The sequence below is a fragment of the Streptosporangium sp. DT93 genome (assembly GCF_049844535.1).
In the GTDB taxonomy this organism is placed as follows: Bacteria; Actinomycetota; Actinomycetes; order Streptosporangiales; family Streptosporangiaceae; genus Streptosporangium.
In genome coordinates, this window is the sequence record NZ_JBNCLF010000005.1 from 448,677 (window position 1) to 472,866 (window position 24,190).

13 protein-coding genes are annotated in these 24,190 nt (G+C 72.2%); 4 read left to right on the plus strand and 9 right to left on the minus strand.

All coding sequences use genetic code 11. From position 1 onward, the window contains the following. Nucleotides 1-7: 7 nt before the first annotated feature. From ACLQ2R_RS14605 to ACLQ2R_RS14630, 6 genes are all read right to left on the minus strand, one after another. Nucleotides 8-1,339, minus strand: coding sequence for a TIGR02679 family protein (locus ACLQ2R_RS14605; protein ID WP_425960018.1), 1,332 nt, complete (start codon nucleotides 1,337-1,339; stop codon nucleotides 8-10). Beyond that, nucleotides 1,336-5,553 (minus strand): TIGR02680 family protein, encoded by a 4,218-nt coding sequence (locus ACLQ2R_RS14610; protein ID WP_425960019.1) that lies wholly within the window; start codon nucleotides 5,551-5,553, stop codon nucleotides 1,336-1,338. Before ACLQ2R_RS14610 ends, ACLQ2R_RS14605 begins: the two co-directional genes overlap by 4 nt. After that, entirely contained in the window at nucleotides 5,550-6,791 is a 1,242-nt protein-coding gene (locus tag ACLQ2R_RS14615) for a TIGR02678 family protein (RefSeq protein WP_425960020.1), read from the minus strand. The genes ACLQ2R_RS14610 and ACLQ2R_RS14615 overlap by 4 nt, the downstream gene beginning before the upstream one ends. Further along, nucleotides 6,788-8,329 carry a DUF2397 domain-containing protein gene (locus ACLQ2R_RS14620; protein WP_425960021.1) on the minus strand — a complete coding sequence of 514 codons (1,542 nt, stop codon included), beginning with the start codon at nucleotides 8,327-8,329 and terminating at the stop codon, nucleotides 6,788-6,790. The genes ACLQ2R_RS14615 and ACLQ2R_RS14620 overlap by 4 nt, the downstream gene beginning before the upstream one ends. A gap of 162 nt (nucleotides 8,330-8,491) precedes the next feature. Continuing rightward, on the minus strand, nucleotides 8,492-8,869 hold the full coding sequence (locus tag ACLQ2R_RS14625) for a VOC family protein (RefSeq protein ID WP_425960022.1): 378 nt from the start codon (nucleotides 8,867-8,869) through the stop codon (nucleotides 8,492-8,494). 24 nt (nucleotides 8,870-8,893) lie between these two features. Then, a complete protein-coding gene (locus tag ACLQ2R_RS14630) occupies nucleotides 8,894-12,124 on the minus strand; it encodes a tetratricopeptide repeat protein (protein WP_425960023.1) in 3,231 nt (1,076 codons plus the stop codon). Between the two features lie 484 nt (nucleotides 12,125-12,608). Between ACLQ2R_RS14630 and ACLQ2R_RS14635 the strand changes: the two genes are divergently transcribed. After that, complete coding sequence (locus tag ACLQ2R_RS14635; protein WP_425960024.1) at nucleotides 12,609-13,598, plus strand: ParB/RepB/Spo0J family partition protein; 990 nt, start codon at nucleotides 12,609-12,611, stop codon at nucleotides 13,596-13,598. A 272-nt stretch (nucleotides 13,599-13,870) separates the two neighbouring features. On the opposite strand, the gene ACLQ2R_RS14640 is transcribed toward ACLQ2R_RS14635, so the two are convergent. Next, nucleotides 13,871-16,015: a hypothetical protein gene (locus ACLQ2R_RS14640; protein WP_425960025.1), complete on the minus strand. Its 2,145-nt coding sequence runs from the start codon at nucleotides 16,013-16,015 to the stop codon at nucleotides 13,871-13,873. Nucleotides 16,016-16,665: 650 nt separating this feature from the next. On the opposite strand from ACLQ2R_RS14640, the gene ACLQ2R_RS14645 reads away from it, so the two are divergent. The 3 genes from ACLQ2R_RS14645 (at nucleotide 16,666) to ACLQ2R_RS14655 (ending at nucleotide 20,066) form a co-directional block, all read left to right on the plus strand. Beyond that, nucleotides 16,666-17,646 (plus strand): hypothetical protein, encoded by a 981-nt coding sequence (locus ACLQ2R_RS14645; protein WP_425960026.1) that lies wholly within the window; start codon nucleotides 16,666-16,668, stop codon nucleotides 17,644-17,646. Between the two features lie 390 nt (nucleotides 17,647-18,036). Further along, nucleotides 18,037-18,993 carry a TIGR01777 family oxidoreductase gene (locus ACLQ2R_RS14650; protein WP_425960027.1) on the plus strand — a complete coding sequence of 319 codons (957 nt, stop codon included), beginning with the start codon at nucleotides 18,037-18,039 and terminating at the stop codon, nucleotides 18,991-18,993. Between the two features lie 308 nt (nucleotides 18,994-19,301). Beyond that, entirely contained in the window at nucleotides 19,302-20,066 is a 765-nt protein-coding gene (locus ACLQ2R_RS14655) for a VOC family protein (RefSeq protein ID WP_425960028.1), read from the plus strand. Between the two features lie 85 nt (nucleotides 20,067-20,151). Here ACLQ2R_RS14655 and ACLQ2R_RS14660 read toward each other — a convergent pair whose 3' ends face one another. Both ACLQ2R_RS14660 and ACLQ2R_RS14665 read right to left on the minus strand, forming a co-directional pair. Next, nucleotides 20,152-22,797, minus strand: a complete 2,646-nt coding sequence (locus tag ACLQ2R_RS14660) for a DUF6493 family protein (protein WP_425960029.1) — start codon at nucleotides 22,795-22,797, stop codon at nucleotides 20,152-20,154. Further along, on the minus strand, nucleotides 22,794-24,119 hold the full coding sequence (locus ACLQ2R_RS14665; protein ID WP_425960030.1) for an SWIM zinc finger family protein: 1,326 nt from the start codon (nucleotides 24,117-24,119) through the stop codon (nucleotides 22,794-22,796). Before ACLQ2R_RS14665 ends, ACLQ2R_RS14660 begins: the two co-directional genes overlap by 4 nt. Nucleotides 24,120-24,190 lie beyond the last annotated feature (71 nt).

Here is a 24,190-nt window from a genome sequence, read left to right on the forward strand (position 1 = left end):
CCGTCGCTCACGACGGGAGGGCCGATGGAGCCGCCTCGTACGCGCGCAGATCGGTGAGCAGGGCCGTCAGCAGCATCTCCTCATGGACGGCGGAGTTCCGGCGGCGCATCGTGTCCTCAAGGGCCGGATCCCACGGGGTCGGGATCGGCGAGCCGGTCAGGGCGAGCCTCGCGTCCGCTGGGAGGGCGGCCACGGCGTCCCGGTAGTCGCCGGCGCCCATCCGCCACGGTGTCAGACCGGCCGCGAACATGCGGGCCGCGATCGCGACCCCGGGCCAGTCGAAGTCACCGTGATAGCGAACGGCCGCACCCGCGTCCACGAGCCGCCGCAACGCCACCCATCCCGCGAGGGACGGATTGCCCGCCGGGCAGACCATGGGGACGGTCACGCGTGCCCGCGCCGCCGCCTGCAGGACCTGCGGGTTCTCGCACGCGAACACCCGCGTGCCGGGGACGGCGAGCCGTGCGTCCGCCGCCGCGCCGCGGAGCTCGTGCAGGGTCAGGTGCGTGACCAGTCCCATGTCGGCGCGGTCCCGCATCATCGCCGACCAGGGATCGCTCCCCGGTGGCCGCAGGGACCAGACGAGCACGGTGCCCGACACCAGGTCGGTCGCCACCCCCAGCCGCGCCCACAGGTCACGCCGTTCCTCGGCCGTCTCCGGTACGGCGACGCCGAACGCGGCGGCCGCCGCGCGCAACACGAGCGAGCCGGGGAGCCTGCCGTCGTCGAGGCCGTGCGCGTCGCCGAGACAGCGACCGGCCAGCTCCGCGATCTCCCAGCCGGGATCTCGCGCGACGGGGCCGCCGAAGTCACCCGACGCCGAGAGTTCGGCGAGCACGGCCGCGAACCGGGCGACCGCCACGGCGGCGGTGTCGACACCGGCCCGGGTCAGCAGTCCCGAGCGGCGTATGCCTTCGACGAACGCCGGGGCCCACGGTGCCCGCACGGCTCCGGCGGACGCCAGGGCGGCGTCCAGTCGCGCCCATACGTCGGCCCATGAGGCGTGCGCCCTCTCTTTGACCGCCGCTCGATCCACAAGACCGTCCCCGGTGAGCTGCGCGACGACCGTGACCAGGCCCGCGGCCGCCGCCGAGGACCGGAGCGCCTCGTCGAGCGCGGTGAGGGGGACGCGGGTCCGGCCCGCGGCGACGGGCCTGCCGAGCAGGCCGGACAACCGGTCGGCGCCGTTCTCGTCAAGCGTCACGGTGACCGTTCCCGCCACGGCGAGCCTGCCGCGCTCCAGCTTGCCGCGTACGGCCGTCCACAGGGGAGCGAGGCAGGCGTCGGCGAGGTAGCGCCGGGTGCGTTCCGGCAGCCGGGGCTCGGCGGGCGGGTTCACCGGGCGGGCCGCAGATGACGATTGTGGCCGTCCCAGTGGATGTGGGTGGTCACCGCGGCGGTGCCCTCCCCGCGCCGGATCTCGTAGCAGTCCAGCAGGGGAACCTGCGGGTAGAAGCCCCACAGTGCGTGGCCGGTCATCGCGAAGTCCAGATCGAGCCGGACGAGCAGACCCATCAGCTCCCCGATCGTACGGTCGTCGACCTTGGCGAAGGCGTCGTCGAGCAGGATGAGCCGGAGTGCGCGCTCCGTGTCCGGCAGGCCGGACAGGTAGGCGTCGGCCGCGGCGAACAACGTCACGTACGACACGAACCGGATCTCCCCCTGGCTCAGCTTGGCCCGGCGGCTGATCTTCCGCTCCCGTCCCTGCTCGGGACCGGTGATGACGACCTCCATCTCGTGCCACGACCGGTAGTCCAGCGCCGCCTTCAGGTGGACCGCGTACCCCGCGGTCGGGTCCGTGGCGAACTCCTCGCCGACGCGGGCGTTGAGCAGCTCGGTCAGCTCGTTCTCCTGCTCGGGGGAGCGTACGGCCCCGGCCGTGGCGACGAGCGCGCGGATCCTGGCGACGGTGGGGCCCGCGGCGTCGGAGAGGTTCCAGCGCAGCCTGACCCCGATGCCGTGGCTGGTGCTGATGCCGGCCAGGCTCACGTTCATGGCCTCGACCAGCTCCTTGGCCTGCTTGAGCCGCTGCCGCAGTTCCTCGGCGACGCCGCCGAGGATGAACTCGGTGAAGACGCGTCGTTCGCGGTCGCTCAGCGCCGACCGTCCCGCTTCACACTGGAGGTGGAGGTCGGCCGCGGCCTCCGCGAGGGAGCGCTGCCCGGTCGCGTCGGCGATCGCCGTCAGCCGGACGCCGTCCCGCACCGTGGGGATGACGTCGAAGCCGCCGGCGAGTTCGCGTTCCGCCGTCTGCTGGGCACGGATCAGCGCGTTCTCGTCGGCGACCTGGCCGCGCCTGTCCAACGCGGCCGTCACGGCCCCGACGGCCGCCTCGACATTGGGAGGATCGATGGGCGTCAACGGGACGTGGAGATGAGGTCGCCCGGTCGCGGCCGCCGCCACTCCGGGAAGCGCCAGCCGGGCGAGAAGCCTCTCCGCGGTCTCGGTGAGCCGGGCACGCTCCCGCTGGGCCTCCTCCCGGGCCAGCCGCGCCTCGGCTTCGGCCTTGCCCTTCTGCACGGCGAGCTCGGCGACGTGCCTGCGGGTGGATTCCAGTTCGCGGCGGCACGCCGCCAGCCCGGCCTCGGCGGAGTACAGATCGGCTCGTGCCTGCTCGGCCGTGGCGCCCACGTTCTCCCTGATCGCGGCCAGCTCCGCGGCCTCCCCGTGCCACGTGCCCCACTTCTCGGCTGCGGTCACTTCGGCCTCGTGCCGCGTTCGCCGGGATGCCCGCGCTCCGGCCACGGCGTTCGCGTGCAGGCCGACACGGTGGCGCAGTTCCGCCAGTCGCTGCGCGGCCGTCCCGCACAGGCGTACGGCGTCCCGGAGTCCGTCCTGCGCCGCGGAGAGGTCGTCCGTGGTGGCCGGCAGGCCGAATTCGGCGCATGCCGCCCGGTGCGCGGTGAGGGCGCCACTCCACTCCCGGCGGAGGTCGGCGGCGACCCGGCGCGCTTCGTGGCACATCGGCTCGATTCTCTTCACCCGCTGCCGCGCGGCGACGGTCAGCGTGTGGGCCGACCGGACCGGCTCGCTCGTCGGCGCGGTGCGCAGGTGAGCGCCGAGCGCGTCGCGTTCGTCGTGCAGCGCCCGCCGCCGGAGGGCCCGGCTCTCGGCGGCATCGGCCAGGGCGGCGAGGGAGACGTCGATCTCGGCGAGCCGGACGGCCCGGGCGGCGGCTCGGGCCGCCGCGCCGATATGCCGGGCCGTCGCCGTCCGGTGGCGACCGGTGAGGGGGCCGTTGCCCCAGGCACCCTCGGTGTCCACCCAGGTGGGATGGCCCCGATCGCCCAGCGCGACGCGGTCGAGCACGTCGCGCACCAGTTCCGCCGGGAGCGCGGACGCGGGCTCGACGACCAGCGCGTCGCTCAGCGGATTCGCGGCCACCGGGCCGGTGGCGCGCAGCAGAAGACGGCCGTCCGGGGCCGCGAGACCGTCGTCCGTGATCGTGGCCGTCAGAAGTCCCGAGGCGAGCAGGGCGCCCTCAAGGCCCGCGCGTTGCCCCTCGTCCAGCCGGGTGGCGAAGTCGACGGCACGCCACAGCGGCACCTCGTCGCCGGACACCGGACGCGTCCAGTGCGGCGGGGGCGGGTCAGGATCGCGTGCGGCGAGCAGCCCTCTCCGCTCGTCCTCCAGCGCCTGCCGTCGTTCCCCGTCCGACCGGTCCTCGGAGTCGAGCACGGCGAGGGCGCGGGAGAGCCGGTCGTGAGCCGCGTCGGCCGCCGGCCTCGTCACGTGGTCGAGCGCGGAGACCAGGTCCATCGCGTCGTCCCCGACGAGCGCGCCGGCGTCGTCGAGCACCGGTCGCAGAGCGGTCGCGGCCCAATCGACGCCGTTCAGCAACGTCCGGGTCGGCTCACCGGTCGTCCACGCCGACCAGGCGCGTGCGAGAGCGAGTGCGGCGGCGTCCCTGGCCCTTTCCTGCTCCTCGGCCTCCGTTGTGGCGTCGGCCAGCCGCTGTTCGGCCTCGGAGGCCTTCTTGTCGGCCGATTCCACCTCACGTGCCTGCTCGTCGAGGCGGCGCGCCTGCTCCAGACGCGTGCCCGCGTGCGCGCCACGTTGTGCCGCCGTGCGGGAGACCTTGTTCACCTGGTCGACGGCCTCGCCCAGCTCCGAGGGGGTCGTCTCCAGGCGCACCGGGGCCGGACGGGTGACCGGCTCGGGTTCGGTGTGCAGGCCGAGCCTGACCGTTTCCGTGGCGCCCGGTTCGCCGTCGGCCACGGCGCAGGCGACGCCCGGCACGGTGGCGCGCACGCCGGCGAACAGCAGCAGATCCTGTGTCTCCGCGATGGCCTCCATGGCGACACCGGCCGTCTCGACGGCCTCGCGGGCGCGCTCGTCGGCTCCCGCCACCTTGCCCGCCTCGTCGTCCCGGGCGGCGCTCGCCGCCCCGATCGCCACCTCGGCGGTGTCCCCGAGGGCCTGCACCCTGCGCTCCCGCTCGTCGAGATCACGGACGGCGCCGTACGCCTTCGAGGCGCGGATGCCCTCGGCGCTCCTGCGCAACTCCTCCTCGTCGGTCGCCAGCTCCGCCGTCCTCGCCTCGGCCTGCATATGCTGCTCGGCCAGCAGCACATGGTCGCCGTGCAGCTTTTCGGCACGTCGCTCGCCCTTCCGGACGGCGGTGGCGGCCGCCCGGGCGGCCTCGGCGGTCTCGCTCAGGACACCCACGGCGTACCGCCGATAGACGTCGAGGAATCCGGACACCACCCGGTACGCCGTCTCCAGCCTCTGCTGAGCGGCGCGCGTCTCGGAGAGACCGTCGAGTTGCTCGCCCGCTCGCGACAGCGCGGTCTCGCTGGGCGGCGGCAACGCGTCGGTCAGGATCTGCGGCAGCCTGCCCTCGTCGATCCGGTTGCCGACATCCGGGGCCCGGAGTGTCCGCAGCAACTGGAGCAGACCGGCGAAACGCTCCTTGCCGGAATCGCCCGTCAGCCCGAAGACCGTGCCGCGGACGCGTTCACGGTGGACGTCCGACGAGTCGGCGATGCGATCCGCGCCTATCGCCTCGGCCAGCCCCTCACGCGACAGCGGGGTACGGTCGTCGCCGAGCAGGATCAGATCGTGCCCGACCCGGCGCGGTGTGGTGAAGTACCACGCTTTCGCCTCGCCGGTGGATCTCGCGAACCGGACCAGAGCTCCCAGTGTGACGTACTCCGGCTCTGCCGTCCCGTCCGAGGTCTCTCCGTCGTCTCCGTGGCGGATGAGCTCCAGCCAGAGGTAGCCGAGCCGGTTGGGCTGCTCCTGCCCACCGGCGCGCATCAGGTCCTCGAGGCGTACGCGGCCCGATCCGGTCGCGTCCATCCTGCGGCGGTCACCGTCGAGGAGGAAGGGCAGGAGCATCTCCAGGGCCCTGGACTTCCCCGAACCGTTGGTGCCTCGCAGCACCAGACGCCCGCCGGAGAAGGCGAACTCGGTCTCGTAGTAGTGCCAGACATTGATCATGCCTGCCCGGTGCAGGCGCCACCGATACGGATGGTGCTGTGGCGGGGTCCGTTCGAGGCCCGCGGACCCGTCGATCACGGAGATCGGACTCGTACGATCCATGGTGGTCATGCCGTCTCTCCGCTCTCGTCCGTGAACAGCGGGTCCTGCGTCTCCCGCGGATCGGCGCCGAGCCGTCTCCTGGCGCGTGTCGTGGCCGACACGTCTCGTACGCCGGGCCGGTAACGGGCGGCGGCCGGATGAACGACCATTCCCTCGGTCCCCACGGTGGCCAGGCCCACGGACGCCAGCAGGTGAACGACCTCGTCCCGGAAGCGAATGGGATCGTTCACGATGTCGTTCCGCCACGCCTTGGCATGGCGGAGCGCGAGATCGCCCAGGCTGCCGTCGACGACCGGCCACGGCGCGAGCACGCCTGTGAGGGCCCGGCCGTCGAGGATCACCTGCTCGCCGGCCTTCGGTTCGAGGACCTCGATGAGTGCGTCGAGGAGAAGCAACGCGGCCTGCCGCACGGTCCCGGTGCCGGGAAAGGCGACATCGGTGAGCCGTTCGTCCGCGTCGTACGCGAGGGCGCCCTCCGCCCGGACTTCGAGCCCCAGGCCGAAACTCTCGTCCAGAACGCGGGTGAGCTCGGTGCGCTCCCTGCTCAGCACGTCGCGCTCGGCCTCGCTGAGATCCCCGCGATGCACCACCGGGTTCTCCACCAGCTTGCGGCGGAGGGAACGACGGGGCTGGTCGGGCACGCCCGGATCGTCGGCCCACAGGAGCTCGGGGCGCGCGAGCGGGTACAGGGGACGCGCGACCAGGTGCGGCAGCAGGCTCCGGTTGACGGTCAGCAACGCCTCCTCGCGGCGTTCACCCCATGCCGCCACGCTTCCGTCCGTCTCCGACAGCACACCCCAGGCGAGCAGGAAGTCGATCGCGGCCACGAGGTCACGTCGTTCGGCGAGCGTGTCGTCGATCGTGATGCCCGTGGTGGCCGCGTCCGCCCGGATCTGCTCCACGAGCTGCGACACCAGGACCTGTTCCCCTGCGTCCGGCGCCAGCAGGCCGGCACAGACCAGGGCGAGATAGGCGTAGGTCCGTGGCGTGAACTCGCCGCCGGAGGGGCGGCGGGCGGGACGGACAGGAGCGTCGGGCGACAAGGGCGCCTTGACCAGCCGGGCGAAACCGGTCTCGACGACCAGGGCATAGCCCAGCGATCTGGCGAAGGCCGCTTTGAGCGCGCCGGCGTGCTTGCGGACGAGGGCGAGCTGTCCGGGGTGCCGGTGTGCGGTGAGCACGGGGTCGGCGAGAAGGGCACGGGCGGCGACGCGCCGCTCGTCGGCGTCGTGGGTCGCGATCGTCATCCCTCGGTTCCCGTCTGCTCGTCATCGGCCAGGGGGGCGTCGCCGAGCGAGGCGACGCTCAGGCCCAGATCGTGAACGGTGAGCCGGCCGTCGTCGGAGTACACGCGGGTCATGCCTCCTGGGCGGGGCACGACGACCAGTGCGAGGTTCAGGTCTGTGTCCACGGACGTGACCGGACCGGTCAGGTCCGGTGTGACGGCCATCAGATCGGAGAGCCTGTCCAGCAAAAGCTCGCAGGCCGCACGGGTGATCCTGGCCTCGCTCAGGTCTCCCACGGCGATGAGCTCGGCCGCCGCCCCGGCCTTGCGGGCGACCTCCTCTTCCGCTTCCGCCAGCAGTCGCTCACGGTCGAGACCCGGGTCGGGAACGCGTGCCGTGCGCCCCCGTGCCGCGCGGTCACCGCGTTCCCGCAGCGATACCGGCACATCGACCGGGTCGGCGTCCCACCACGAGGTGCTCGCCGTGGCCCGGCCGCCGACCTCGTCAGGGCCCATGAGCAGGTGCCGGGAGGGATAGGCGCCGAACGCCGCCGCGAAGATGCGGTGCGCCTCCTCGGTGTCGGCCTCGGCGAACCAGGTCGCGAGACGGAGGAGATCGGCGCGCCTGGACACCCCGGTGCCCGCGGCGGCCAGCATGCGCTTCGCGTTCGCGAGGAGCTGACCGAGTGCCTGCTCCGCCGCCGCTCGCAGCTGAGCGGGCCCAGAGCGCCCGCCCCTGCCGTACCACGCGGCCAGCTCCACCCATTCGGCGGCCGTCCGGCCAGGTGAACGCTCAGCAGGGCTGCCGTCGGGGCCGGTCAGTCCGGGAAGTGTGGCGAGCGTCGCGAGAAGCCGGTCGAGATCGGCGAGTATTCCGTCCAGCCGGTCGGCGACCGCGGGCGCGTGCCGGGCGACGTCCGCCGATATGAGGTCGACGTATTCGAGGAGCAGGGTCTTGAACGCCGCGTACTCGGCTCCCGTCAGGTCGTACCGGGACATGACCTGATGGAGGTAGGCGTAGAAATCCCGCACGCTTTCGGTGAAGAACCGCTGGTTGTTGAAGACGGTGGTCACATCGGCGGCCAGTGTCTCGACGTTCAGGCGCCGTTCGCCCGAAAGCCACCCCAGGATGTGGCCGAGAAGCTCGGCCGTGCCACCGAGCAGCTCACGCGCGACCTCTCGCGCGCCGTCGGTCGCGGTGAGCAGCTCCTCGACCTGCCGGTGCACCTTGCCGCCGAGTTTCGAGACCTGATATCGGGATCGGGAGCGCAGCCACTCCGAGACGGTCGCCACCCGGGCGTCGCGCACCGACCGGACCAGATTTCCCCATGACTCGAGCTGCCGGCATCGGTCTTCCACGTCGTCCGCCGACAGCGTGATCCCGGCATCCTCCAGCAGTGCGGCGGCCTCCACGGCTGACAGGTCCGTGAGCAGCGTGCCGGTGAAGAGCCGCATCAGCGTCACGTACTCGTGAGCGTGCTTGTCGGCGGTCGCATAGCGGTAAAGGTCCAGTCGAATGCTTGCCTTCGCCGGAAAGGCCCTCGCGTCTTCCGGCTCCATGCCACACCCACCTCACGCCTGCGATCGGCGCAGGCCGCCACCGCCGGGCGACGGTCCCTGCCTAGGCTAGAGAAAGTCTCTGAAGTTTTCGCAAAATTGCCCTCCTGTATATTCGAAAGTTTTCTCGAAACGGGATAGGCGAATATGGCTTGGCGATCTGTCTCAGCGCCGGATCAAGCAGAATGGATGCCCGGCCGGATCGGCGTAGGTCCGCCAGTTCCGTCCTTCGGAACCGTCGTCCAACACCGTCGCCCCCCGGGCGAGCACCTGCTCCTGGGCCTCGTCCAGATCGGTGACACCGAAGTCCAGGTGGAACTGCTGGGGCCGGGCCGGGTCGGGCCACAGCGGGGGCCTGTGGTCCGCCACCCGCTGAAAGGCGAGGACCAGGCCGGACGGTGCGTGCAACGTCGCCCAGTCCTCGTTGAGGGACCATCGCCGATCCGGCTGATTGAGGGTCCCGCCGAGTATCGATCGGTAGAACTCGGCGAGTTCCATCGGACCGGAGCAGTCCAGCACCACACACTGCAGATCGGCGATCATGGGTGGATCCTAGGCGGCCGTCGGCTATCGGGTGGTGTCGGGTATCGAAGGCTCGCGAATTTCTTGAAGGCCGACGATGCCGTTCTCGGCCGCGAGGCATTCTTCTACGCTCTCTCTTTCGGGAGCGCCGATCTCAGTGAAGATGTTCAATGCCCGCTGCCACGAATCGACGGCTTCGGGGTGTTTCGTCCGATGCAGGGCATCACCCATACCCCGATGAGCACGGGCCTGCTCGTAAAGATGGCCGATGCTTTCGGCCAGCGCCAGTGCCTGTCGATGGTGATCCAGAGCCTCGGCCGGCTTGTCCGTGACGCACGCGGCCTGCCCCATACCGTTGAGGACGGCGGCCTTGTTGAAAGGGTCAGCTATCTCGTCGATCATGGCCAAGGCCTGTTGGTGATGATCCCGAGCTTCCGAATGACGGCCCGACTGCAGATAGAAGTTGCCGAGCTCGGCCAACGTCTCGGCCTGGCTGGAGCGATTTCCTATCTCACGGCCGAGCGCAAGAGACTGCCGGTAGCAGGGCAGGGCCTCCTGGTAACGACGTAACCCCGTGTAGGCGGCCCCGAGGGTGTTCAGTATCTCAACCTCCCAGCCACGATCACCGGTCCGGCGAGCGACGGCGAGCGCCAGCCGGGAGTGACTCACCGCAAGTTCATGACGTCCCAACCGGCCGTAGGTGTAGCCGAGAGTGCCCAGTGCCCGGCCCTCGGTCACCTGATCCTCGATACCACGTGCGCAGGCCAGAGCCTGTTCCTGATAACGCAGGGCAAGGCGATAGCGCCCCATCCGCTCGTAGTTGATGCCGATGTTCAACAAGTTGCGGGCCTCGCGCTGACGGTTACCGGTTTCACGAGACAGAACGAGGCTTCGCTCCAGGTAGCCGTTCGACCGCTCGTAATTCCCTGTCATCGCGCAGGTTATGCCGAGATTTATCAGAGCGCGGCTCTGCGTGGCACGATCGCCGATTCGGGAGGCGAGGTCGAGTGCCTGCCGGTGATGCTGGAGGGCTTGCTCGTACCGCGCGCTCTTCCAGAAGGTGATGCCGAGATTGATGAGTATCTGGATGTGCACGTTCTGGTCGCCGAGCCGCTGGGTGACATCGGAGGCATGACGATGAAGGGCCAACGCCTCGCTGTAGTGAACGTGGTAATAGAGGTACTGCCACAAGGTCATGGACATGTCGACGGCCCAGATGTCGTGAACGGTGAGGGCCGCCGCCACGAGGTTACCGCGCTCGGCATCCAGCCAGGCGACTGCTTGGTCACGGGTGGTGACGGCCTGCGGTTCCGCCAAGGGCACGGGTTCGGACAAGGGCCGATGAGAGCTGCCGTGGCCGAGGGTACGCACGCAAAGGAGCGCGGCGGCCAGGTAGTAGGCGCGCAGGCGGTCCGCGGCGGCGTCGCGCTCGCCTTCGGACTCGGTGGCCAGGCAGGTCTGCTGGGCGTAGTCGCGCAGCAGGTCGTGGAAGCTGTAGCGGCCGGCGGTGTGCTGCTGGAGGAGGTGGGCGTCGAGCAGTTCCTCCAGCGTGCCCTCGGCCTCCGCCGGGGACGAGCCGGTGAGGGCCGCGGCCGCGTGGGCGTCGAAGTCGTCGCCCGGAACGAGGCCGAGCAACCGGAACATCCGCTGCTGGACGGTGGTCAGCTGCTCGTAGGACACCGTGAAGGCGGCGGCGACGTCGTGGTCACCGGTACGCAGTTCCCGCAGCCTGCGCCGCTGGTCGCCCAGCCGGTCGGCCAGGTCCCGCACCGTCCAGGCGGGACGGTGGAGCAGCCGGGCGGCGGCGATCCGTAGCGCCAGCGGCAGGCACCCGCAGAGGTCGGCGACCTCGTCGATCACCCGCCGTTCCGCGTGGGCGCGCTCGACGCCGATGATGCGGACGAACAGGGCGACGGCCTCGGCCCGCGACAGCACGTCCAGGGAGAGCACCGTGACGTCGTCCAGGTCCGCCAGCCGCCGCCTGCTGGTGATCACGATGTGACCGCCCGGCCGGCCCGAGAGCAGCGGCCGTACCTGGCCGGCGGTGGCGGCGTTGTCGAGCACGACGAGCATCCGGCGGCCGGCCGTCGCCGATCGCCACAGGGCGGCGGCCTCCTCGATGTCGTCGGGAATCCTCTCCTGCGCCGTGCCCGTCGCGCGCAGCAGGGTACGCAGGGCCTCGAGAGGGGTGACCGGCCGCCGGCCGGGGGTGTGGCCGTGCAGGTCCAGGAAGAGCTGCCCGTCGGGGAAACGGGCGGCCAGCCGGTGGGCCACGTGTACGGCCAGGGCGGTCTTGCCGACGCCGGCCATTCCGTCGATCGCCTCGATGACCACCGCCGAGTGCGCGTCCTTGACCGCCCCCCGCACCAGCCGCTCGATCTCGTCGTCCCGGCTGGTGAAGTCACCGATGGCCCGCGGCAGCTGGCACAGCCCGGTCACCTCGAAGGCGGGGGACGGGTCGTCGGGAGGCGCCGCCGAGCCGGCGGTGGTGTGCGGTGCCGTCCGCTCACCTTCCGGCGTGACGGCCGGCACGGTCAGGTGGAGTTCCGGGTCGGTCGCCAGGACGCGCCGGTGCAACCGCTGAAGGTCCGGGCCCGGCTCGGTGCCCAGCTCGGTGGTGAGGACCCGGCGCAGATCGCGGAAGACGGTCAGGGTCTCGGACTGCCTGCCGACGCGGTACAGCGCGAGCATCAGCTGCCCGTGCAGCGGTTCGTGCAGGGGATGGTCGGTCACCAGCCGGCGCAACTCACCGATCAGCTCGGCATGGCGGCCCAGCGCCAGATCGGCTGAGATCCGCTCGGCGAGAACGGTCAGTCGCTGCTCGTCCAGCGCGATCCCCTCGGCCGCCTGCAGTTCGGCGCCGGTGCCGGTCAGGGCGGGACCCCGCCACAGTGCCAGCGCGTCATGGAACCGCTGTGCCGCCCGCGGGACGTCGCCTGCCGCCAGAAGCCGCCGGCCCTCCGACGTCGCGGTGAGGAACGCCTCGAGATCCGAATCGCCAGGGGGGAAGCGCAGGCAGTATCCGGTGGGCATACGCGTCAAGGCATCGGAGTCGTTCAGCAGGCGGCGCAGCGACCACACGTAGTTGTGCAGGCGCTTCCGAGCCGAGGCCGGATGATCGGCCCCCCACAACGCGGTCAGCAGCCGATCCTGGGAGACGGTCCTCCCGGCGTTCATGACCAGCACCGCCAGCAGCGTCCGTTGTTTCTCACCGACGACCGCGATCGAATGTCCGTCGCGCCACAATTCCACCGGCCCCAGTACGCGGAATCGCACCGTCGTCCTCCTCCGAAGCCGATGTGTCCGCGGGAACTCCACCCTGAACGTGGACACCGGTTGCCACGCGGTGACGACCAGCGTAATTGATCTCTTCTGCATTCGATCTGCTCGAGCTGCCGGAGTACGGGTCACCCGCGCTTCACCTGGAGGATCAGCCGTTGGAAGACCGCCGGACATGCCCGGGCTGTGCTCGTCCGAATACTCGCAGGTCCTCCGGCTCGGGAGGCTGAGCCGCGATGCGGAACAAGATCGAGATAAATGGTGGGAAAAGTCCGAGAGCGCGATCTGGAATGGTGTCCGGGAAATCCCGGCAGAACGGGGGAGGGCCCGGCGGAGTGCCGGCGGGCCCGGAGCGGGAGCGAAGGACTTCGTCGGAGGTGAGACCGGATTGGCTGACCGGGCTGGAACAACCGTCCTGTTGTACGGAGACCGGATCGCGAAGGAGGCATCGGATGAGGATTACTGTCTCAGGCTCTCGCAGGTGGAGACGGTCCCGGTCCGCTCGCTGCTGTCCGCAGACACGCCGCGAAGCATGGGGGAGGACCTGCAGCACATCCGGCTGCTGTCCAGCCTGGAGGAGACCGCGCTGCCCCCGGTGATCGTGCATCGGCCCACGATGCGGATCGTGGACGGGATGCATCGTCTGCGGGTGGCGATGCTGCGGGGGGACAGGAACATCCGGGTGCGGTTCTTCGACGGCGACGAGCGCGACGCGTTCGTGATCGCGGTCAGGGAGAACATCGCGCACGGCCTGCCGTTGTCCGCCGCCGACCGCGCGGCGGCCGTCGACCGGATCGTCCGCTCGCACCCGCACTGGTCCGACAGGGTGATCGGCAAGGTCGCGGGACTGCCCGCCCGGACGGTGGGCACCATTCGTCGTTCGGTGTTCACCGGGAGTGCCCAGCCGGTGTCGCAGCCGAGGAACGATCGGCGTATTCGCGGGCTGGGCAGTTCCGCGGGCCGGATCCGTGCGGCCGAGTTGATGGCGAGGGAGCCGCATGCCTCGCTGCGGCGGATCGCGAAGCAGGCGGGGATCTCGCCGAGTACGGTGCGAGACGTCCGCAAGCGTCTCGAGCGCGGGGAAGGTCCGCTGCCGAACTCGTCGCGATCCGCTGACGCGCGACCTGACGCGGCGTCGCGGAAGCAACCCGCCGCTTCCGGCGTCCCGGCTCCGGCGACCGCGTCCGAGCCCTGTGCCGCCGGATCACCCGAACCGGGATGTGACCGCCGCCGGGCGTCGCCGTTGCAGATCCTGATCAAGGATCCGGCTCTGCGGTCACGGGAGCACAATCGGATCCTCCTGCGCATGCTCAGCATGAGTGTCGCGCTCGCGCCGAGCCGGGAGCAGCTGATCGACGCGGTTCCGGAGCACTGCGTGGATCTGGTCTGCCAGGCGGCCAAGGAGAACGCCGCCGCCTGGGCGGAGTTCGCCAGGGACCTTGAGCGCAGAGCGAAAAGGACCAGAGGGTGAGCGGAGAGACGACGCCGGTGTGCGGCCACTGACAATCGGCGGTGGCACACGACTTTTTGGAATGTGTTTCCCGGTCCGGGCGTCGGCCGGTCGTGAGGAAGGCTCGAAAGCTGAGATACCAGCAGGCCCGATTGGGCCTACCTGGAATTGAACCAGGTTGAAGGAAGCTCTCGAATGGCCTCACGACCGGAGCGCGAGGAAGGCGGGAAGGCTGGCTTTACCAGAAAAGAGTGAGAAGGAAGCCCTCCCATGGCCTCGCGACCGTCACGTTATCAGGCGGGGATCAGCTCGTGCAGCGTCCCTGGCGCGTACACCCGCGTGCCCGCCGGAAGATCCGACGGCGCCCGCAGGCCGATGTAGGTGGTGTGCTCGCCCGACGATCCCTTCCGCCGCAGCAGGCCGGCCAGGTACCGGACCCGCAGGTGGTCACGCTCGACGATCGAGCGCACCAGCAGGGAGGTCGTGAGGCGGTTGCCCTCGACCTGGTTGAAGCGGGGCGCGCCCTTCAGGTAGAGGTGCAGCCACTTCACCCGCCAGGCCCCGTCGTCGCCGCGCAGGAAGACGAGCGGCAGGGCGACCCGCCCCGACCCGCGCAGGTCGGACTTCATCCGCACGGTACGCGGCTCGAACGGCATGCCCTCCTGCTCGGCGTCCCTGGTCATGTAGCCGAAGAACGCCTCGGCGGCCTCGTCGAACGCCTCCCCGCTGTAGATGTCCACCTGCGGGATGACGATCGGTCGCTCCGCCTGCGCGAGGCGGACGTCGATGAACTCGCTCGCGCCCTCGGGGGCGTCGACGAGGTCGCCGGAGTACGTGGCGAAGTCGTTGCCGTAGTTCGTCCACGAGATGTGCTCGGGGTCGCCGTAGGAGGCGTCCAGCATCAGGGCCGACAGGTCGTAGTCGGTGCGCTGCCCGGCCTGCCGCCAGTGGACGAAGAACCGCAGCAGGTCCCCGTCCACCGCCGACAGCGAGCCGCGCGGCAGCATGCCGAGCCCGGGCGCGACGGCCTTGCCGGACAGCGGCAGGGCGACGTCGAGCGCGTCGGGGTCGACGATCAGCGTGCCGGGGTCGGGAAGGCGCCGGGTGATCTCCTCGTCCAGGACGGCCGCCGCCCGTGACACGACGTCCTCCTCGATCGGGGGGCGGGTGTCGGCCGCCGTCCAGGCCCTGCCGTGCCGGTTGACGAAGACGCGCCCGGCCGCGGGGGCGAGCCGGTTCTGCAGGTGCTCGCGCAACGACAACAGGACCCGGCCGGAGGCGCCCGCCGCGGCCCTCTCGGCGGCGTCCAGCACGGCCGAGGCGGGCGAGCCGGTCCGCAGCAGGTGGTCGAGGCGGCGCAGCAGCGCGCCGGGCGCCTTCTCCAGCAGCTCGACGGCGTCGCCGGTGCGGCCCGCCGACAGGGCCTCCTCCACCCGGCTGTCGAGGCCGCGCGCCCGGCGTACGCCTCTGGCGACCTCGAAGACGTGCGCGGCGCGCGGGAAGCCCGGGTGCTCGCCGGGGTGGAGGCGTTCGCCGAGCCGCTTCCACCGCTCGCGGTACCGGGTGACGTCGCCGAGCGCGGCCGGGGAGGCGACCGCGTCCAGGGCCCGCAGGAGAGCGCGGCGCTCGGCCCGGGGGAACGAGCGGAACCGGGTGGGGACGGCCAGCGTGACGTCACCGCCGGAGAGGCCGCAGGCGAGCCGGAGCACGTCGGTCACCGTGTCCACGAGCGGCGGGCGGCCCGCGGCCAGGCGTACCTCGTTGAGGACGGCGCGGTTCTCGCGCACCGGGATGCGCTCGGGCTCGTCGGCGCAGAACGCGGCCAGCGACCGCAGCGCCGTCAGGTCCTCGGCGGGCAGCGGCACCTCCGAGCCCGCCAGCGACAGGTAGAGCTCGCGCGCCTCCGCCTCCAGGGCTCCGCCGAGCTCCAGCACGGTCACCCGGTCGCCGGCCAGCGGGATCAGCTCGGCGTGCGCGGCCAGCAGGTCGGCGTAGGTGTGCCGGTAGCGGCCGTAGCCGGGCAGCGCGAGCAGGTCGACCACCGGCGACGGGACGGGCGTGGCGGCGACCGGGTCGAGCATGGCCCGGCGCAGCAACCCGGCCCAGAACTCCACGGTGCCGGGCACGTTCTCCGGGAAGTCGACGAAGTACGCGTTGTGCCGGACGTGGTCGCCGACCAGGTGACGAACGGCCGCCAGGACCCGTACACCGAGATCGATCACCGTCTCCCCGGGCAGCCTGCCCAGGCGTTCCAGCAGGGCCGCCGAGCAGGTGAAGCCGACGCTCAGCAGCGCGGCGTCGAGCTGGCGCGCGACCACCTCTCCCCGGCCCGGGGTGTCGGCGGTGTCGGCGGTGTCGGCGGCGTCTTCGGGGGTGCCGGGGGCGTCGATGGGGACCCGAAGCCGCCTGGCGATGACGAGGCTTTCCAGAGTGTCCACGGACGCACCTTATAGGCGTGAAGTGTTATGTCCTGGGGATTTTCCGTGCTCGCACGATCGACGATCCGGTGCCGGCCGCGAGGTGGGAGGGCCGGGCGTGGAGGCCGGCCGTGAAAGCCGTTCGTGCGCATCCGACCCGTCGCGGGATGTCACGGTCGGCACGACACGAGCGCGAGCGACCCGTCCCCGGCGGGTACCGCGTCATCGGGATGAGCTCGACGCGTCGCGTTCGATGACCCCGATGACGGTGTCCACCGGCACGGGCGAGGCGGGTGCGTGACGGTGACGCGTTCTTACGGACCTCTTACGGAGGCTCTCCGGCCCGTGACCCGTCGGGGGGCCATGGCGATCATGTAAGGCACAGAGATCACGAGAAATGAGGATTCATGGCACGCGCCCTCCGACCATCGCGGCTTCTCGTCGCGCTCCCCTTGAGCGGCATGGTCCTGGCATTGATCGGGACCCTTCCCGCCGCCTCGGCCGACACGTCCCCCGGGCCTCCCGCCGCCGCCGGGCCCGTCCTCGCCCCGGCATTCCAGCCGGCGCGAGAACCGAGGCCGGCGTGGCCGTCCGCCCCGAGCGCGACACCGACGCCCGCCCCCGCTTCCACCGCCTCCGGATGGCAGGTGACATCCGGTCCGGAACTGCCGATGAACAGCGGCCTTGTGGACGTCGCCGCCGTCGACGCGAACCACGCCTGGGCCGTCGGTCATCAGGGGTCGACGTACGGCGGCACAACTCCCGAGCGTCCGTACGCGCTGCTGAGCTGGGACGGGACGGGGTGGACGGAGCAGACGCTTCCCGACAGGCCCTGGAACCTGGAGGCCGTCAGCGCGTCGAGCGAGGACGACGTCTGGGTCCTCGGAAAGGCCGAAGGCTACTTCTCCTACGCCGCACGCTGGGACGGCAACGCCTGGCGTACCTTCGTTCCCTTCCCCGACGACCAGTACGTGGGCCTGAACGACGTCGCCGCCACGGGGCGGGACCACGCCTGGATGGTCGGGGCCTCGACCGGCCGCCCCTTCATCGCCGAATGGGACGGCCGGGAGTTCAAGGCGGTGTTCACCGGCACCAACACCGGTCCCGGGTCCGCACGCCTGATGGCCGTGACCGCCGAGGGAAGGTCCGAGGCCTGGGCCGTGGGGCGTGCCGACGACAAACCGCTCATCATGCGCTGGGACGGCGCCTCCTGGCGTGAGACCCCCACCCCCTCCGTCCCCGGAGGGGAACTCTGGGGTGTTCACAGGGTCTCGGCGAACGACGTGTGGGCGGTGGGCTCGACAGGCCGCGAAAGCCTCACCCCCAAGCCCCTCCTCCTGCACTGGAACGGCGTCAGGTGGCGATCGGTCACGTCTCCGATCAGCACGGGAGCGCTCTACGGCATCACCGGGGACGCGTCGGGACGCCTCTGGGTGAGCAGCCACGACAACAGGGGGAACGCCACGTTCCTCCGTTACGTGAACGGCCGGTGGACGACCGTGCCCGCCTCCGGGACGTTCGAGCACTCGCCCTACATCCGGAACCTCGTGAGCGTTCCCGGCACCACGACCACCTGGGCGGTCGGAAACATGACCCACCCCGGCGGCTGGCCGTACGAGTACGTGATCGCGCGTCACGGTTCACTCGGCTAGATGCGCGGCCGGGCGGGATGACGAAGTCCTCCTCCGCCGTCCGGACGGCACGGCCGGTTCGTTCTCGACGACGAGGACGATGAAGGGGTGAGAACCGGTCCGGTATGCCCCCGGCAGGGCGCGCCGGGCCGGTGTCGCCGACGTCCGGCGGGAGGCCGTGGTGGACGGCGGCGGGGGACGATGTCCGGCGAGGGCCAGATTCCCGGACGCGGCGTCGGTCCAGGCCGGTGACCGGGAACGGCGCCGCCACTCCGCGCGGCGGGGCGGTGAACGCGTACCGGAGGCCCCCGGCGCTCCTGCGGACCCGCGCCGCGCGGCCGTACGGGACACCCTCCTTTGAACGCGTTCAATCGGCGCGTTAGGCTCGCACCACACGTCCTGGGGGGTCCGATGAAGATAGTGATACCCGGCGGAAGCGGTCAGGTGGGTGCGATCCTGGATCGCGCGCTGACCGCCGCGGGACATGACGTCGTGGTGCTGACCAGACGGCCGGCGCGGGAGCGCGAGGTCCGCTGGGACGGGGAGACCCCCGGGCCCTGGGCGCAGGAGATCGACGGCAGCGACGTCGTGGTCAACCTGGCCGGACGCAGTGTCGACTGCCGCTACACCCCCGCCACCCTGAAGGCCATGATGGACTCGCGGGTGAACTCCACCCGGGTCGTGGGCGAGGCGATCGCGGCCTCCGCGCGGCCTCCCCGGGTCTGGTTGCAGATGAGCACCGCCACCGTCTACGCCCACCGCTTCGACGCGCCCAACGACGAGGCGACCGGCGTGCTCGGCGGCACCGAACCCGGCGTCCCGGGCTACTGGGGCTACAGCGTCGAGATCGCGAAGGCGTGGGAACGGGAGCAGGAGCGGGCCGCGACCCCGCACACCCGCAAGGTCGCGCTGCGCACCGCCATGGTGATGAGCCCCGATCGCGGCGGCGTCTTCGACGTCCTGCTGCGGATGGCGCGGCTCGGCCTCGGCGGGCCGATCGCGGGCGGCGCGCAGTACGTGTCCTGGATCCACGACCGCGACTTCGTCCGCGCCGTCGAGTTCCTGGCCGGACGGGACGACCTGTCCGGGCCGGTGAACCTCGCCGCTCCCGATCCTCTGCCGCAGCGGGCGTTCATGCGCGTGCTGCGCGCGGCGTGGGGTGTGCCGGTCGGCCTGCCCGCGACGCGGTGGATGGCCGAACTCGGCGCGTTCGCGCTGCGCTCGGACACCGAACTGCTGCTGAAGAGCCGCCGGGTCGTCCCCGGCCGCCTGCTCGAAGCGGGTTTCGCCTTCGAGCACGCCGGGTGGCCGGAGGCCGCAGACGACCTCGTACGGCGCGTGCGCGGAGGGGCCGGCGCCACCGGGTGAGGCGCGTGCGTGCAGGGGGCCGCGTCACCGGGTGAGGCGCGTGCGTGCAGGGGGCCGCGTCACCGGGTGAGGAGCGTGCGTGCAGGGGGTCGGGCCACCGGGTGAGGCGCGTGCGCGGAGAGGACCGCGTCACCGGGTGAGGCGCCCGGGCGCCGGAGGCGGATGATCGGGAACTGTCGGTGGGCCGTGTCAGGCTGGCGGGCGACCGGCTCAATCAATCCGCCCCAGCGCACGGAAACCCCGGAGGACGGGCACGGAAGCCCGGAGGACGGGTCACCGGCACGTGCGCGCGTCGAAGGACGAGGTCCATGCTCACCACCCGCTATGTCCCCGGTGCCCCCAACTGGATCGACCTGGGTACGCCCGACGTCGAGGCCGCCGCCGCCTTCTACGGCCCCCTGCTCGGCTGGAGCCTGCGGTCGGCAGGGCCGCAGGCGGGCGGCTACGGCTTCTTCGAGCTCGACGGCAAGGTCGTCGCCGCCGTCGGGCCGCTCACCCAGGAGGGGGCGGCCTCGGCGTGGACGCCGTACTTCCGGACCGCCGACGCCGACGCCACGGCGAAGGCGGTCGAGCAGGCGGGCGGGACCGTGCGCGTCGCGCCGGACGACGTCTTCGACAAGGGCAGGATGGCCGGGTTCACCGACCCCGCCGGTGCGGAGTTCGCCGTCTGGCAGCCGGGCGCGATCACGGGCCTCGACCTCGTCACCGAGAACGGCTCCCTGGCCTGGCTGGAGCTGTACGTCCCCCAGAACGACGTCGTGCGTTCCTTCTACCAAACTGTCCTTGGCTGGAAGATCCAGGACATCTCCTTCGGCGACATGCCGTACCTGCTGCTGTCGACCCCCGGGGACGACAGCCAGGACCTGGGAGGCGTCATGGGGCTCCAGGAGGGGGACCGGCCGCACTGGCTGTCGTACTTCGAGGTGGCCGACTGTGACGCGGCCGTCGACCGGGTGCGGGAGCTGGGCGGCGACATCGTCGCACCCGCCGCCGACATCGAGGGCGTCGGCCGTTTCGCCGTGGCCGCCGACCCCTTCGGCGCGCGCTTCGCCGTCATCGCCAGCGTCGGCTGATCCGGGTACGGTGCCCGGCCGCTCCGTGCGAGACGGCCGGGCACCGTACGGGCCCGTGGCCCGGCGGCACCCGGCCGTCCCGGGATCAGGGGGGAAGGAGCCGGACGAGGCGGGCCGCCTCACGGGCCATCCGGCTCGATCCGCCGCGTGCGGCGATCGCCGCCAGGCCGGGGACGTGCGTGGTGCCGCCGGGCGGGGCTGTCCTGACGCCGAGCGCGATGAGGTCGGCCAGGCCGCCGGCCGGCCGCTCGCCGTCGGCGGGCAGGACGCGGGGAAGAGCCGCCGCGACGATCCGCCACACCTGCGCGCCCGCGCCCGCGCGTTCGGCCTCGGCCAGCGAGGGGACGACGCGGCTCAGCGTCACCATGCCGTTCCCGACCAGGTGGCCGAGCTGGTCTCCCACGTCGGAGGCGGGCAGGTCACCGGTCGCGGCGAGGGCCAGGAGCACGTCCAGCGCCGCCGTACGCCCGGCCGGGTCCTCGTCGTTCAGGTGGAAGACCAGGATGGCCGCGAAGGCGGGGCCCAGGGGGCCGTCCGCGCGGGCGAGGTCGTGAAGGACCGGCAGGCCGGGGCTGCGCTCGCGCCACTCCCAGTCGAACAACGGCAGCAGGTGGGCCGCGACGACCTCGCGGTGGGAGGGCATGACCCCGGCCCACCAGTTCATGCACCCGCCCCGGTGACGGACGTCCCTCTCGGGGTCACGGCACAGCGGGTCGATCAGGTCGAGCCCGGTCGGTGAGGCCGCGACGAACGTGGACGCGCACGGGTCGCGGTAGTACTCCGGCGGGCGCCCCTCGTCGAACCAGCGGTCGGTGTCGGCGGTGTAGCGGTAGCGGACCGTCACGACGGGATCGGCCGGCAGGTCTCCGGCCATCCAGCGCGCCACGAGCCGCCCGGCGGGGCCGGTGAGCCGGGCGGCCCTCGCGGCCACCTCGGCGTCGACCCGCCGGGGGATCCTCAGCAGTGCCTGATGCAGGTCGACGTTCAGCGGTTCCCTGCCCGCTTCCTCCAGCCGTTCGAGGCGGGCGAGGAGCTCGGCGGGGTCGACATGGCCGCTGTCGCTCGTCGGGGTGGCCAGCAGCACCGGCGGCAGGTCGCCCGCCCGCGCCGCGGTGACGAGCTCGGCCATTCGGCGCATGATCAGCAGGAACGGCACCGAGGCTCGGCTCGGGTCCGGCAACCGGGGCACGGACGGCGGCGTCCACGGAGAGGTGATGGCCTGCATGGTCCTCCACAACCACGACAACGGATTGTCGTCCTCACCCCACCACCCCCACCTGCGGGCCGGTAGCGGGGCCAGAGCCTTCCGTACGGCCGCGGGATCGCGGTGGGTGAGCTCGACCAGCCCCGCCATCAACCGTTCGGTGCCCAGCCAGCCGAGTTCGCTGAAAGGGTCGTTCGCGAGCCGGGTGAACTCCGCGGCGAGTTCGGTCACGGTGGTGACGGGCGGCGGGGACTCGGCGGGGGGCAGGGCCGGAGCGATCAGGGGGACCGGCTCGTCGCCCTCCGCCGATCCGTCGTTCCCCGCGAGGCTCTCGTCGCGCGCCGGTCTCTGCGAGACGCCGAGGAGCGCGCGCAGGTCGGCGGGCAGGGCGGCGGCCGCGTCGCGCAGCGGTGCCGCATCCAGGTGCGCGGCGTGCTTGACGGCCAGTCGTACGGCGCGTTCCTGCACGTCGGAGGAGTCGTGGCCGAAGGCGGCCGCCAGGGCCGCGGCCGCCGCCTCGGCGTACTCGGGTCCCAGGCGCACGGACCGGTCGAGCCAGGACAGGCCGGCGCGCACGAGCTTCTTCTCCGGCCGGTACATCAGCGCGTCGAGGGCCTCGGCGAAGTCGCCGGGCGTCACGCCGGGTGCGACACCGGGCGTCACGGCGGGTGGGGCGGTGGGCAGCGCGCGCAGGTGGCCCAGGGCGAGTTCGGCGACCGTGCCGGGCGCGGACGGCAGCAGCCGCAGGTAGTCGCGGGCCCGGGGCGCCACCTCGGCGGGGGAGGGGGCCAGCGCCTGGTGCAGGCGGACGAAGAAGCGCAGCTGAAGCGCGGTGCCGCCGCGCAGGAACCGGCCGACGCACCCCTCCAGCAGCATGTCGCGGTCGACCCGGCCGTCGGCGGCCAGCGCGCGGAGCCCGCCCAGCCAGGTACGGCCGTCGGCGGGGTCGTACTCCCACTGCAGGACCTCGCCGACGCCCTGGGCGTGGAAGATCCTCGGCAGGAGCGCGTCCGCCAGCGGGTCGGTGGCCAGCGTGCCGGACACCTGCCGTCCGCCGAGCACCGCCGACACCCAGCCCACGACGAAACCGTCGCCGGTGGGCGGCTCGATGCCCGTCCGGCTGATCAGGGCCGCGGTCAGCCCGTAGTTCGGGTCGCCCCCGCGGAGCCTGCCCGCCAGCCGTGTCGCCAGCTCGGCCTGCCAGGCGTGCGGGCGGACGCCGGCCAGGCCGAGCAGCCGCGGGGTGTCGTCGACCGTCTCGCCGGCGCCGACCAGGCCGCGCCGGGTGAGCCAGGACGCCACCGAGGTCGCGGTGGCGATCGTGCCGGCACCAGCCGCGCGCAACGCCTCGGCGTGCTCCCCGGCTCCGCGCCAGGAGTCCAGGTAGAGCCGGATCTCCTTGAGATGCCCGGGAAGTTCCTTGGCGACCTGGCGCCTGGCGGCGTCGTCCAGGGTCACGACCAGTGCCGCGACGCCGTCGGCGTCGCTCTTGTCGATCAGCTCGCGTACGTCGTCCCACGCGGTCACGTCCGGGTCTCCTTCACGATCTGCGCGGCGAGCACGTGCTTGCACGGCCCGCGTTCCCCCCGATGTCTGGCCCACCACGGGCAGGTGCACGCGGTGCCGCGTACCTCGCGGACCTGGTCGCCGGAGGCCACCAGGGCACGATCGGGGCCGTCGAACCGCACGGCCCCGCCGTCGGCGAGCTCGCGGGCGGCCCTGGCGCGCGGGTTCATCGCGGCGACCCTGTCGCGGTCGTAGGGCAGCTCGCGGTGGAAGTAGCCGGCCTCGGCGGTGTCGTAGCCCACCCGGCCGGCCGCGCCGAGCCGGATCAGCGCGTCCCGCACCCGGGACACCTCCAGGCCGGAACGCTCGGCCAGCAGGTCGGGCTCCACCCTCGGCTCGAAGGCCAGCAGCGCGCCGACCAGGTCGGCGTCGTCCGCGCCGTCGTCGTCGGCGGCCAGCGTCCGCAGGACGGCACCCTCGGTGGAGAAGGAACGCCCGCTGTCGGGGGACAGGGTGAGCACGTACCGCATGCCGGGCAGTTCCAGCTCCCACGCGCTCGCCACGGCCGCCTCCGGGCGGGCCGGGCCGTACAGCCTGAGGGTTCTGGCGAAGCGCAGCAGCGTGAGCATCGTCGCCAGCCGGTCCGGGCCGGGAAGGCAGACGGCGCCGGGGACCGGGTTCGCGGTCAGCCGCAGCGAACGGCCCGAGGGCAGGGCCCACAGGACCGAGCCGGCCCGGCGGGGCAGCGCGCGCAGGAAACGCACCGCCTCGGGGCCGGTGAGCTCCGCCCGCAGGTCGAAACCGGCGGTGACGAGCTGGACCTCGGCGAAACCGCGCAGCCACCGCTCGGGCAGCGGCACCTTCTTCTCCACCACCGCGCCGTCCAGCGTGGTGACGGCCAGCTCGTCGCGCCCGACGCCCAGGTGGAGGGGGTCGGCGCCGCCGACGCGGGCCAGCGCCTCGCGCAGCGGGCCGTTGACGTCGACGTTGGTGGTGCCCAGGTCGATCACCTCCCCGTCGAGGGCGCGTTCCAGCACGTCGAGGCGGGCGTAGACGCCGCCGCAGGCGGAGAACGACTCGAAACGGAGCCGGTCGCCGTTGCAGGTCACCACCGGATCGCGGGAGAAGGTCGGGGCCGGGTTGTCGTAGCGGGCCTGCGCGACGTTCGCGACGGCCAGCAGCCCGGCCGCGGCGGGAGCGGCCTCGGTCAGCAGGCCGCTGAAGAAGCGGGGGCGACTCGTCAGGCCGCGCGCCGTACGCCCGCCCGAGGTGGACAAGGCCAGGTGCCCGGCGTCGAGCGTGGAGGGGCCGGCGTACGCGTACGCCTGTACCGCGTTGGTCATGATCGGGACCGTAGCCAGGGTCACCGACATTTATCGCGCGCGCTCCGTTCCGCACCCGTTCGTCACCTGGG